Source organism: Propionibacterium ruminifibrarum (assembly GCF_900289195.1).
Classification (GTDB): domain Bacteria; phylum Actinomycetota; class Actinomycetes; order Propionibacteriales; family Propionibacteriaceae; genus Propionibacterium; species Propionibacterium ruminifibrarum.
On sequence record NZ_OMOH01000007.1, the window covers coordinates 109,481 to 121,119 of the forward strand.

12 protein-coding genes and 1 riboswitch are annotated in these 11,639 nt (G+C 72.9%); of the genes, 6 read left to right on the forward strand and 6 right to left on the reverse strand.

All coding sequences use genetic code 11. The annotated features are described in order from the left end of the window. The 6 genes from PROPJV5_RS12940 to PROPJV5_RS09500 all read left to right on the forward strand — a co-directional run. Nucleotides 1-301, forward strand: a 301-nt coding sequence (locus tag PROPJV5_RS12940; protein WP_476704277.1) for a DeoR/GlpR family DNA-binding transcription regulator, incomplete at its 5' end; no start/stop codon positions are given. Between the two features lie 251 nt (nt 302-552). After that, nucleotides 553-713, forward strand: a riboswitch (cobalamin riboswitch). Nucleotides 714-741: 28 nt separating this feature from the next. Then, complete coding sequence (gene cobI / locus PROPJV5_RS09480) at nt 742-1,524, forward strand: precorrin-2 C(20)-methyltransferase (RefSeq protein WP_119716107.1); 783 nt, start codon at nt 742-744, stop codon at nt 1,522-1,524. Beyond that, the gene (cobM, locus tag PROPJV5_RS09485) at nt 1,521-2,504 is read left to right on the forward strand and encodes a precorrin-4 C(11)-methyltransferase (protein ID WP_119716108.1); all 984 of its coding nucleotides are present in this window, start codon (nt 1,521-1,523) and stop codon (nt 2,502-2,504) included. The genes cobI and cobM overlap by 4 nt, the downstream gene beginning before the upstream one ends. After that, nucleotides 2,501-5,056 (forward strand): precorrin-3B C(17)-methyltransferase, encoded by a 2,556-nt coding sequence (gene cobJ / locus PROPJV5_RS09490; RefSeq protein ID WP_119716109.1) that lies wholly within the window; start codon nt 2,501-2,503, stop codon nt 5,054-5,056. Before cobM ends, cobJ begins: the two co-directional genes overlap by 4 nt. 2 nt (nt 5,057-5,058) lie before the next feature. Further along, nucleotides 5,059-6,303, forward strand: a complete 1,245-nt coding sequence (locus PROPJV5_RS09495; protein ID WP_420812728.1) for a CbiX/SirB N-terminal domain-containing protein — start codon at nt 5,059-5,061, stop codon at nt 6,301-6,303. 239 nt (nt 6,304-6,542) lie between these two features. Continuing rightward, nucleotides 6,543-6,854, forward strand: coding sequence for a helix-turn-helix domain-containing protein (locus tag PROPJV5_RS09500; RefSeq protein WP_119716111.1), 312 nt, complete (start codon nt 6,543-6,545; stop codon nt 6,852-6,854). Between the two features lie 92 nt (nt 6,855-6,946). On the opposite strand, the gene PROPJV5_RS09505 is transcribed toward PROPJV5_RS09500, so the two are convergent. From PROPJV5_RS09505 to PROPJV5_RS09530, 6 genes are all read right to left on the reverse strand, one after another. Then, nucleotides 6,947-7,168, reverse strand: coding sequence for a hypothetical protein (locus PROPJV5_RS09505; protein WP_147385419.1), 222 nt, complete (start codon nt 7,166-7,168; stop codon nt 6,947-6,949). 308 nt (nt 7,169-7,476) lie between these two features. Beyond that, nucleotides 7,477-8,868, reverse strand: a complete 1,392-nt coding sequence (locus tag PROPJV5_RS09510; protein ID WP_119716113.1) for a cobalt-precorrin-5B (C(1))-methyltransferase — start codon at nt 8,866-8,868, stop codon at nt 7,477-7,479. Further along, the gene (locus tag PROPJV5_RS09515) at nt 8,868-9,518 is read right to left on the reverse strand and encodes a precorrin-8X methylmutase (RefSeq protein ID WP_119716114.1); all 651 of its coding nucleotides are present in this window, start codon (nt 9,516-9,518) and stop codon (nt 8,868-8,870) included. Before PROPJV5_RS09515 ends, PROPJV5_RS09510 begins: the two co-directional genes overlap by 1 nt. A 263-nt stretch (nt 9,519-9,781) precedes the next feature. Beyond that, nucleotides 9,782-10,378, reverse strand: a complete 597-nt coding sequence (gene cbiT / locus PROPJV5_RS09520; RefSeq protein WP_119716115.1) for a precorrin-6Y C5,15-methyltransferase (decarboxylating) subunit CbiT — start codon at nt 10,376-10,378, stop codon at nt 9,782-9,784. Nucleotides 10,379-10,584: 206 nt separating this feature from the next. Continuing rightward, complete coding sequence (locus tag PROPJV5_RS09525; protein ID WP_119716116.1) at nt 10,585-11,334, reverse strand: cobalt-precorrin-6A reductase; 750 nt, start codon at nt 11,332-11,334, stop codon at nt 10,585-10,587. Nucleotides 11,335-11,468: 134 nt separating this feature from the next. Next, nucleotides 11,469-11,639: integrase core domain-containing protein (locus tag PROPJV5_RS09530; protein ID WP_147385420.1), on the reverse strand; the 171-nt coding region annotated here is incomplete at its 5' end.

Sequence of the window (11,639 nt, forward strand, 5' to 3'; positions counted from 1 at the left end):
GATGGCCCTGCAGGCCATCCGGGCGTTCAACGTGCGGCTTGCCTTCGTCGGCACCGATGGTTTCACCGTTGACCGCGGCATGACGACGGGCTACTCGGCAGGAGCCGAGGCCCTCAAGGCCATGTCTGAGCGGGCCGAGGAGACGTGGTTGCTCAGCGATTCGTCCAAGTACGGGCGGGCCGGCTTCGTCGGCGTCATGCCGCTGAGTGAGCTGGCCGGCATCATCACCGACGATGGACTTGACGACTCGGCGGCCGCGGCGCTCGAGGAAGTCGGCTGCCGTCTGATGATCGCCCGCTGAGCCCCTGCCACTGCCCTTCGCCGTGCCCGAGGACGACGAGGCGGAGCAGCGCGGGCCCGGCTGGGCCCGTCAGGTGCACGACCTGGGCTCGACCCTGCCCGGCGCGGCCGCTCAGCAGTGAGACGGTCAGGGCCGATGCCGGCCGGAAGGCATGCCGAAACTGACGGAACCCGGCCGTTCTCGGCTCAATTTGTCAGAAAACGGCCGGATCCTGTCAGAAAAACCATGCCTTCCCAGCGGCAGGGCCTGCGTGGTGTCGGCCCGGTTCGTTTCGGGGGTGTGACAGACTGATCCCTGCAGTTCTCACGAGGAATCCCGGTGCCCGGCCCCGGCCGGTAGTCCGGAGCGGTCCCGCCACTGTGAACCGGCCCCCGCCGGTGAGCCAGACACTCGCGAACTGCCGGCACCAGACCATTGGGCGAGGCACCTGAGGAGGCCATGTGAGCGAGCACCGCGCGCGCCCCGACAGCGAATCCGGCGACGAGCGACGCTTCATCGGGGTCGGGGTCGGCCCAGGCGATCCCGAACTGGTCACCCTCAAAGCGGTGAGGGTCCTCGAGACGGCCGACGTCATCCTCGTCCCCTCCACCGAGGCCTCCGCCGACGGACCCGGCCGGGCCGAGCAGATCATCACCCAGGTGGTTCCCGACGGCGCCGAGCGCATCCGGCGCATCCCGTTCTCGATGGCCCAGCGCCGCGGCGTCGGGGCGCGGCGGGCCGAGAGCTGGCGGGCCAGCGCCGACGCCGCCGTCGAGGCCTTCGAGTCCGGCAGCAGCACCGTCGCCTTCGCCACCGTCGGCGACCCGGCCGTCTTCTCCACCTTCAGCTATCTGCGCGCCACCCTCGCCGAGCGGATGCCCGGCGTCTGCTTCGAGCTGGTGCCCGGCGTCACCGCCATGCAGGCCCTGGCCGCCGCGAGCACCACGCCGCTCGCCGAGGGCCGCGAGATCCTCGCCCTCGTGCCGGCAACCGTCGGGCCCGAACGGCTCGGCGAGGTGCTCGACGTCGCCGACTCGGTCGCCATCTACAAGGGCGGACGCACCCTGCCCGAGGTGCTGGAGGCCCTGCGTGAACGCGACCGCCGAGCCGTCATCGGCACCGACGTCTCCCTGCCCGGCCAGCGGCTCGCCTCGCTCGACGAGATCGACGCCGACGAGAGGCTGCCCTACTTCTCGGCCGTCCTCACGACGCCCGAACGCACCATCACAGGAGGCCGCATATGAGCGAGCGACCCGAACCCGCCGTGCCCGTCGACGACGCGCACGTCGACATCGACGCGATCGACCACACGCTGATCGACCCGCCGCCGATCCCGGCGCCCGCCCGCGACGAGGCCCGCGGCCGGGTCGTCTTCGTCGGCGCCGGCCCCGGCGCCGCCGACCTGGTGAGCGTGCGCGGCGCCCGCATCATCGCCGCGGCCGACATCATCATCTGGGCCTCCAGCCTCGTCCACCCCGACATGGTCGCCGACCGCAAGCCGGGCGCCGAACTCATCGACTCCGCGTCGATCCCGCTGGAGGACCTCATCCCGCTGTACACCCGCGCCCGCGACGAGCGTCTGCTCGTGGCCCGCGTGCACACCGGCGACCCGTCGATCTACGGCGCCACCGCCGAGCAGCGCGACCTGTGCCGGCGCCTGGGCATCGACTACGAGACCGTGCCCGGCATCTCGGCGTTCAGCGCCACCGCCGCCCGCATGGACGTCGAGGTCACCGTGCCCGAGGTCAGCCAGTCCCTCGTCATCACCCGCCTGGAGGGCGGCCGCACGCCGATGCCGCCCGGTGAGACCATCGCCTCGTTCGCCGCCCACGGCGCCACCATGGCCGTCTACCTGTCGGCGGCCCGCCACCACGCGCTGCAGCAGGCGCTGCTCGACGGCGGCTACCCGCCCGAGACGCCCTGCATCATCGGCTACAGCGTCACCTGGCCGCAGGAGATGATGTTCCGCTGCGAGCTGGCCCGGCTGTCCGAGACGATGCGCGCCCACAAGCTGTGGAAGCACACCATCGTGCTCGTCGGCCCGGCCCTCGCCGAGGGGCCGATCGCCGCCCGCAGCCACCTGTACCACCCCGGCTTCCGCCACGAGTACCGCGACGCCGACGCCCGGGCCCGGCAGGAGCTGCGCACCCACGGCGCCCGCGCCCTCGACGACGTCACGACCGAGACCGGCCAGGCCGGCGACACCACGGGAGAGAACGCATGATCCGCGTCCACGGATACCTCGGCACGATCAGCGAGCAGCTGCGCCGGGAGGCGGCCGAGGCCGACCTCGTCGTCGGCGGGCGCCGCCACCTCGACGCCCTCGACGTGCCCGAGGACAGGCGCCAGGTGCTGGGCCTCATCGGCCCGGCCGTCGACCGCATCCGCGCCCTGCCCGACGACGCACGGGTCGTCGTCGTCGCCTCGGGCGACCCGCTGTTCTTCGGCGTCGTGCGCCGCCTGCGCCAGGGCGGCCTGAACGTCGAGGTCGTCCCCGAGGTCACGAGCGTCCAGGCCGCCTTCGCCGCCGTCGCCGTGCCCTGGGACGACGCGCAGATCGTCAACGCCCACTCCCGCGGACTCGACGCGGCCGTGCGCATCGCCCGCAACCACCCCAAGGTCGCCGTCCTCACCGCCCCCGGCCGCGGGCTGCGGGAACTGGCCGGGGCCCTGCGCGGGGCCGACAAGACCTACGTCCTCGCCGCCCGCATGGGCGAGCCCGACCAGCGGGTCGACGTCCTCACCGAGGAGCAGGCCCTCGCCCTGGCCGACGGCGAGGTGCCCGGGCTGCACGTCGTCCTCGTGCTCGACCACCGGCCCGACGACCCGCGGGCGGTCGGCGTGACCCCCGAGATCGCCGGCGACGCCGAGACGCCCGCCGACGACGAGCCGCGCCCCGGCGACACCGCGGCGGCCGACGGTTCGGACCGGGACCCGATCATCGGCCACGTCTACGCGACGAGCCGCGCCCGCGCCACCGCCGACCGCATCGACGAGGCCCTGGGCGTCACCTCGAAACGCTACGACGGCAAGGTCGCTGCGGGTCTCGCGGCGGCCTGGGGCGAGTGCGACCTCATCGTCTCGCACGTCGCCCTGGGCGCCACTGCCCGCATGATCGCCCCGATGCTCGCCGACAAGAAGACCGACCCGGGCGTCGTCGTGGTCGACGAGGCCGCCCGCTTCGCCATCCCGCTGGTCGGCGGACACATCGGCGGCGCCAACGAGTTCGCCCGCCGGATCGGCGAGGCGACCGGCGCCACCGCCGTCGTCACCACCGCCACCGACGCGCTCGGCCTGCCCGCCCTCGACCAGCTCGGCTGGGCGTTCAGCGGCGACGTCGCCGCCGTCACCGGCGCCATCATCGAGGGCCGGCCCGTCGACTGGGTGCGCCGACGCCTGTGGCGGGTGCCGCCGATGCCCGCCAACGTGCGCGTCACCGGCCCCTGCGAGGCGCCGGCCGAGGAACCGGCCGAACCGGCCGAACCGGCCGCCCCCGCGGTCGCCCGCGTCGTCGTCACCGACGAGCTGGCCGTGCCCGAATCCGACCTGCCCACCGTCGTCCTGCGCCCCGACAGCCTCGTCGTGGGCATGGGCTGCAACAGGGGCACCGGGGCCGAGGAGCTGCGCGGGCTGCTCGAATCGACCCTCGCCGAGGCGGGCCTGGCCGTCGAGTCCGTCGCCGCGCTGTGCAGCGCCGACGTCAAGGTGGGCGAGAAGGGCCTCATCAAGCTGGCCGCCGAACTCGGCGTGCCCTACCGGGTGTTCGACGCGGACACCCTCGACGCGCAGGACGCCCCGAACACCTCGGAGGTCGTCAGATCCGAGGTCGGCACCGGCTCGGTGTCCGAGGCCTCGGTGCTGGCCGCCGGCGCAGAACTGGTCGTGCCCAAGCACAAGACCCAGAACGCGACGTGCGCCATCGGACGGCTGCCGGCCCGTGGCGTGCTGCACGTCGTGGGCCTGGGCCCCGGCGCCCGCGACCTGCTCACCCCGCGCGCCCGCGAGGCGGTGCGGGGCGCCAACATGGTGGTCGGCTACGGGCCGTACGTGCGGCAGGTCCGCGACCTCATCAGCCCGAACGCCGACGTCATGGCGACGAAGATGGGCACCGAGGAGCAGCGCACCGCCGCCGCCATCGACGCGGCCCGCCGCGGCCTCGACGTCGCCTTCGTCTGCGGCGGCGACCCTGCGATCTACGCCATGGCCAGCCCAACCCTCGAGATGGGCACCGACGGCATCGACGTCGACGTCATCCCCGGCGTCACCGCCGAGCTGGCCGCCTCGGCGGTCCTCGGCGCGCCACTGGGCCACGACCACGCGACCATCAGCCTGTCCGACCTGCACACCGACTGGGACCTCATCTGCAGGCGGGTGCGGGCGGCGGCCGAGGGCGATTTCGTCATCACCTTCTACAACCCGCGCTCGCGCACGCGCACCCACCACCTGCCCGACGCGCTGGCCATCATCGCCGAGTACCGCGGCCCCGACACCCCGGTGGCGTGCGTGGCGCAGGCCGAGCGCCCCCAGCAGAAGGTGACGATGTCGACGCTGGCGCAGTTCAAGCCTGAGTGGGTGGACATGAACACGATGGTGATCGTTGGCTCGGACACCACCAAGTTCGTCACCAGTGGCGGCGATCGACGTCTGATCGTCACCCCGCGCGACTACCACTGGATGGAGGGACATGTGAGCGGCGAGAAGCGGCTCAACTACCGCCACCAGGACCGTCCGAAGATGTCGCGCGCCGAGTATCGGGGCCAGACCAAGGAGAAATGACAATGACCCGTCAACCCCCGCTCATCGTCGCGGCGCACGGCACCCGCCAGGCCGAGGGCCTGGCCAGCTGCCGGGGGCTCGTCGACCGTGTCGCGGCGAAGCTGCCCGGCGTGCACGTGGGCATCGGTTTCGTCGAGCTCGCCGAGCCCGACATCGCCACGGCCGTCGCCGACGCCCTCAAGGCAGTGCCCCCGGAGGAGGGCGCGGAGGGCCCGGACGCCGTCGTGGCGCCGCTGCTGCTGCACACCGGCGGACATGTGCGCTCGGACATCCCCGAGGCCATCGAGGAGGGCCGCGACGGCGCGCACGTCGCCTACGCGGGCCCGCTCATGCCCGACCTGCGGGTGCGTTTCGCCCTGCAGCGCCGCATCGGCGAGGCCCTCGCCCTCGACGGCGGCCCCGAGTGGCGTGCCGGCGACACGAGTGTGGTGCTCGTGGGCCGGGGCGCGCTGGTGCCCGACGCCAACGCCGAGCACTACCGTCTCTCGCGCCTGGTGTGGGACGAGATGGGGCTGCACCAGGTGCTGCCCGCCTTCATCCAGGTGAACCGCCCGAGCGTGCCCGACGCCCTGTCCGCGGCCGCCGCCTCGGGCGCCACCCAGGTGGTCGTGGCGCCGGTCTTCCTGTTCACCGGCAAGCTGTCCCAGTGGCTGGCCGAGCAGGTCGGGGCCTGGCAGGCCTCGCACCCCGACGTCGAGGTGCGCATCGGCGGCGTCATCGGCGACTGCGACGAGGTCGCCGACGTCCTCATCGACCGCTACCGCCAGCAGCTGGGCATCGAGGGGGCCGGGCAGGGCGCCCCGGTCTACCTGTCGGGGCTGCGCCTGCAGGGCCGCCAGGCGCTCGTCGTGGGGGCCGGGCAGGTGGCCGAGCGCCGCATCCCGGCTCTGCTCGAGGCGGGCGCCGAGGTGCGCGTCGTCGCGCCGAGCGCCGGCATCAAGGTGTCGGGCATGGCGGCTCGCGGCGAGATCGAGCTGGTCGAGCGGGCCTTCCGGCCGTCCGACGTGGACGGCGCCTGGTACGTCGTGGCAGCCACCAACGACACCGCCGTGAACCAGCAGGTCGCCGAGACCGCCGAGGCTCAGCACGTGTTCTGTGTGCGCTCCGACCGGGCTCTCGGCGGCAGCGCCTACACCCCGGCCACCGAGCAGGCCGGCGGCATCACCGTCGCCGTCGTGGGCGACCGCAACCCCCGCCGCAGCGTGAGGGTGCGTGAGGAACTGCTGCGCGCCCTGCAGGGCGTCTGAGCGGCAACGCCGAACAGGATGGGGCGGGTCCGGTTCGGGCCCGCCCCCATCGTTGTGGTCCAGGTCCTTTCCTGACGTATGGCGCTGAGTGGCGCGAGGACAGACCAAGTTCGGGATCTCTGGGCAAGGCGTTCTCGGGGGCCAGAATGAGCGTGGAAAGATCTTGCGGACTGTCGTGAGGCAGCGTGCGGGGAAGCGCGCCACGCGGCAGATGCCATCAAGAGGAAGGGAGAGGGACGATGAACACCAGCGCCGCGATGACTCCGTGGGAACAGGTCAGAGAGGAATCCCTGGCGGCCATGACCGAGGCGGAGCGGGCCGAGTACGACGCGGCATCCATCGAAGCCGAGGCGCGGCTGCAGCTCGCAGAATTGGTCTACAACGCACGCACATCAGCTGGGTTGTCCCAGACTGAGCTCGCTCGAAGGGCCCATACTCGTCAGGCGGTCATCTCCGCCATTGAGAGTGGCGCTCAGGCTCCTGGGGGCATCATGCTCGCACGCATCGCCCACGCTCTCGGCGGGACTCTCAGCATCCATGTCGCAGCGTGAGGGTGCGTGAGGAACTGCTGCGCGCCCCGCAGGGCGTCTGAGTGGAAACGCCGAACAGGGTGGGGCGGGTCCGGTTCGGGCCCGCCCCACGCTCATGCGCGGCCCACCGCCTCGCACCACGTGATGACGTCGAACGCGTCGGGATCGGCACCCCAGCGCCGGCAGGCCTCGGCCAGCTGCCTCACCCTGTCAGCTATCGCCCAGCCCGAGGCGGTGATGGTCGGCGCCATGTGTTCGAGGAGTGCCGCGGCCACGTCGCCCTGGGCCGCGGTGCCCGCCGAATCGCCGTGGGCCCGGGCGGTGGCGGAGGCCACGATGCCGGTGAATCCCGTCTGCCTGAGCAGTTGCCTGTGCCGCCCCCCGACCCGGGGATCGCCGCCGCCGGAGCGCGCCATTCACCTGGCCGGGGTCCACGGCCCGGGCCAGCCCGACCGTGATCGTGCCAGGCCCGGACCCGCAGTCGAGCAGCCTCATGCTCGCGGTCAGATGCGGAACGAAGAACGCGGCTTCGGAAACCGCCGTGCGCTGCGCGTACGAATCCACAACCGTGTCCCCATACCCCGGCGTGTACTCCTCGTGCGTCACCTGGCCTGATGCCGTCACTCCACCGCCTCCCTCCCAGTCATTCCGGGGTGCTTGCGGCGAATCCGGCTCGGCCCACGACCCGGCCTTTGCGGTCGGTGCAGATGACCTGCACGTCGACCTGCGGGTTGTCGATGACGGCCAGCGCCTCGGTGCGGGCGGCGTCGGCCACCGTGTCACCGAGCGGCACGCCGGCGTCGGCGCAGAGGGACTGCGCGTGGGCGGCGGTGGGGGAGTGGCGCACCTGCTCGACGAGTTCGGGCCCGGCACCGGCCCGGGCGGCGAGTGAGGCGAGGTGCTCGTGGTCGACCTGTGTGCGGTGCGAGTGCAGGTCGAGGTAGCCGTTGGCCAGTTTCGAGATCTTCGCGAAGCCGCCGCACAGGGTCAGCCGGGGGACCGGGTGCTGGTGCAGGTACTTCAGGACGGCCCCGGCGAAGTCGCCCATGTCGAGCAGTTCGACGCCCGGGTAGAGGGTCTCGACGGTCGTTGTGGACGAGGAGCCGGTGGTGCCGGCCACGTGCCGCACCCCGCCCGCGCGGGCCACGTCGATGCCCTCGTGGATGCTGGCGATCCAGGCCGAGCACGAGTAGGGCACGACGACGCCGGTGGTGCCCAGCACCGACAGCCCGCCGAGGATGCCGATGCGCGGGTTCCAGGTGCGCTGGGCGATGGACTCGCCGTCGTCGATCGACACGGTGACGAGCACGTCGGGTGCGCCGCTGCCGCCGGCCTCCCGGTCAGCGGCGGCGATGTTGGCGGCGATGTAGCGGCGCGGCACAGGGTTGATGGCCGGTTCGCCGACCTCCAGGGGCAGTCCGGGGCGGGTGACGGTGCCGACGCCGTCCCCGGCGGCGAAGGTGATGCCGCTGCCCGGCTCGCCGCGGCGCAGCGTGGCGCGGACCACGGCGCCCTGGGTGACGTCGGGGTCGTCACCGGCGTCCTTGGTGACCGCGGCCATCGCAGAGCCGTCGCCCAGTCGTTCCTGGGTGAGGGCGAAGGCCGGGCGGCGCCCGTGCGGCAGCTCGATCTCGACCGGGTCGGGGAAGGCGCCGGTGAGCAGCGCCGTCCAGGCGGCCCGGCTGGCGGCCGCCGCGCAGGCACCGGTCGTCCAGCCCGGACGCAGCCCCGAACGGTCGAGCTGGGCCTCACGGCCCGAACCGCGACTGGTCGACTCGCGGTCCGTGCCGCGGCCGGCCGATTCGCGACCGCTCGGCGTCGGCACGTCCTCGACCTTGCGCTCCGCAGGTCCTGACCCGCTGCCGCTCGTCCCGCGCCTCGTCGACCCGGGGCCGGACCCGTGGTCGGTCAGGTCGTGTCGTCCCTGCTCGGCCAGCGCCGCGTCATTGCCCGGGCCCGCCGGGGCGTCCGCCGCTGTGACGTCGCGCGGCGGCTCGCCGGGGCCCGTGCGCACGGGCGCGGTGCGCCCGGGCATCAGCTGTGCTCGTTGGTGAGCTCGGCCCGGGATGCGAGGGCGTTGACCGCGGCCACGGCGATCGCCGAGCCGCCCCGGCGGCCCAGCAGGGTGATGTACTCCATGCCGAGGTCGTCGTCCACGAGCGCCTGCTTCGACTCGGCCGCGCCGACGAATCCCACCGGGATGCCGACGATGCCGGCCGGGCGGGCGCCCGTGGCGTGGCACAGTTCGAGCAGGCGGTACAGGGCGGTGGGGGCGTTGCCGATGGCGACGACGGCGCCGTCCAGCTGGCCCTGCTCGGCCCAGCGGTCGACGGCGGCGTGGGTCTTGGTGACGCCCTTGGCCTTCGCCTCGTCGGCGAGCGAGGGGTCCTTGATGTGGCAGACGATCTCGTTGTCGCGGGGCAGCCGGGAGCGGATGACCCCGGAGGCGGTCATCGAGGAGTCGCACAGGATCGGCGCTCCGGCCGCAAGGGCTGCCTTGCAGGAGGCGACGATGCCTGGGGTGAAGGCGATGTCGGCGGCGATGGCCGGGTCGGCGGCGGCGTGGATCATGCGGACGACGACCTGTTCGACGTCGGCGGGGAAGCGTTCCAGGTCGGACTCGGCCCGGATGATGCGGAAGGACTCGCTGTAGATGTCCGAACCGTTGTTGAGGTAGTCGTTCATCGCTCTCCTGACCCCGTCGTGCCGTGCGGCGCCCAGCATAGCCACAGGCGCACTGTCCCCGGCCGCCCCGCAGTGCCCCTGTCGTGGTGAATCCGCTTCTCAGCTGCTGAACCGCCCCGGGCGAGAGGGTTTTCCGCCCTGGGTGATCAAGGTCCGCCTACCGTCGATGGGTCGAATCGGCCCGGGTCGGGCGGCAGGTGATCGGTGCGGCGGTCTGGCCCGGAACCGGTGCGGACCGGAATTCACCGGGCCGTGCAGCCCGGTCAGGCCGGCGGCTTGGTCCAGTTCCAGCAGGTGATGGTGCGGGCGGGTTTCCAGCCGCGTAGCCGGCCGATGCGGTCGGCGGTCTCCACGCCGAGGCGGAACAGCTCGCCGCCGTGGTCGGCGTGCAGGGCGGCGATGACCACGTCTGCCTCCATCGTCACGGCGTGCACGACGAGCCGCCCGCCCGGCGGCAGCACGCCGAGGCACCGCTCGGCGATCTCCGCGGTGAGGCCGCCGCCGATGAAGATCGCATCGGGGGAGGGCAGGTCTTCGACGAGTTCGGCGACCGGGCCCTCGCGCACCTCGAACTGGCCGGGCAGGGTGAGGTTGGCCGCGTTGGTGCGGGCGTTGGCGGCCCGGTCGGCCCGCTGCTCGACGCCGATGGCCCGGCACGTCGGGTCGGCGCGGCACCAGTCGACGGCGATCGACCCGGCGCCGGTGCCCAGGTCCCACAGCAGCTCGCCGGGCATGGGCCGCAGCCCGGCGAGCGCGACGGCCCGCACCGGGTGTTTGGTGATGAGCCCGTCGTGGGCGAAGTGCTCCTCGGGAAGGCCGGGCGTGCGCCCGAGCAGGCTGGCGTCGCGGTCGATGGTCACGCCCGCAAGATTATCCGGCCGCAGCGGCGGATCGGGGAGGCACCGCGGGTGGCCTGGGCCGGGGCGCGTCGGCGGCGGCAGGAGGCGTCCGTGAGCGGTCCGGCCCAGGTGTCGGCCGCTGCTGGTCGAGGTCGCGGCGTGGGGGCGCCCGTGTTCCGCGCTTGTCCGTCAGGCCCAGACCCGCCAGGCGCCTTGGGTGCCTCTCGTCACTCACCCAGCCGTGCCAGGGCCCAGTCGAGCGCCTGCTGCGGGGTGCTCACCCGGTCGCCGTAGCCGGGGGCAGGCGGGCGGGCGATCATGACGACACTCGCGCCGGTCTGGGCTGCCACGACGAGTTTGGGGTCGAGTTCGGCGCCGCCGGAGTCCTTCGCGACGAGCGTGGCGATCGTATGGGCCGGGTCGGCCATGAGTGCCCGCTCGTTCTCGTAGGTGAAGGGGCCGCGCTGGGTGAGGAGGGTCCAGCCGGCCGGCAGGGGCTCGTCGGGCGCGTTGATGACGCGGTGGGTGATGTCGCGTTCACCGAGCGGCAAGTAGTCGGCGGTTCCCTGCCGGCCGACGGTGAGCAGCACCGGGTCAGGCAGGCGCCGGACGGCCTGGACGGCCTCCTCATTGCTGCTCACCCAGGTCCAGTCCGCCGAGCCCGGCTGGGCGTGCCAACTCGGCGGTTCCAGGCGGGCCAGCGCCGTGCCGGTGCGACGGCAGGCCGCCGCGGCATTCGCGGTCATGACGGCGGCGAACGGGTGGACGGCGTTGACGACGCAGCCGGGCCGGTTCTCCGCCAGCCAACCGGCCAGCCCGTCGGCCCCGCCGAACCCGCCGACCCGCACCGCACTGGGCAGGGCTCGTGGTGTCCTCGTGCGCCCGGCCAGCGAGGTGGTGACGTCGAGGCCCCGCTCCACGAGCAGCCCGGCCAGCGTGCGGGCCAGCGTGGTACCCCCGAGGATCAGCACGTCCATGGGGCATAGTGAAGCGCGGGCGGGGGAGTGGGGCAAATGGTGAGCTGAATCGAACAGCTGTTTGTGGAGTCGGGCGTCATGCGCCCCTGGCCAGGCCTGATCGTCTGAGTAGACGAACCCGTGCCGCCGAAGAGTTAGTTGTACTGATCGGGGATGTTGGTTAACCGTGTGATGGGTGGGAGGTTCCCGCAGGCGGTGTGGGGTCTGTGGTGATTGTAGAAGTGGATCCAGCTGGCCAAGGCATCGCGTCGTTGTCGTTCTGAGGTGTAGCAGCGGGCGTAGGCCCAGCCGTCGGCCAGGGTGCG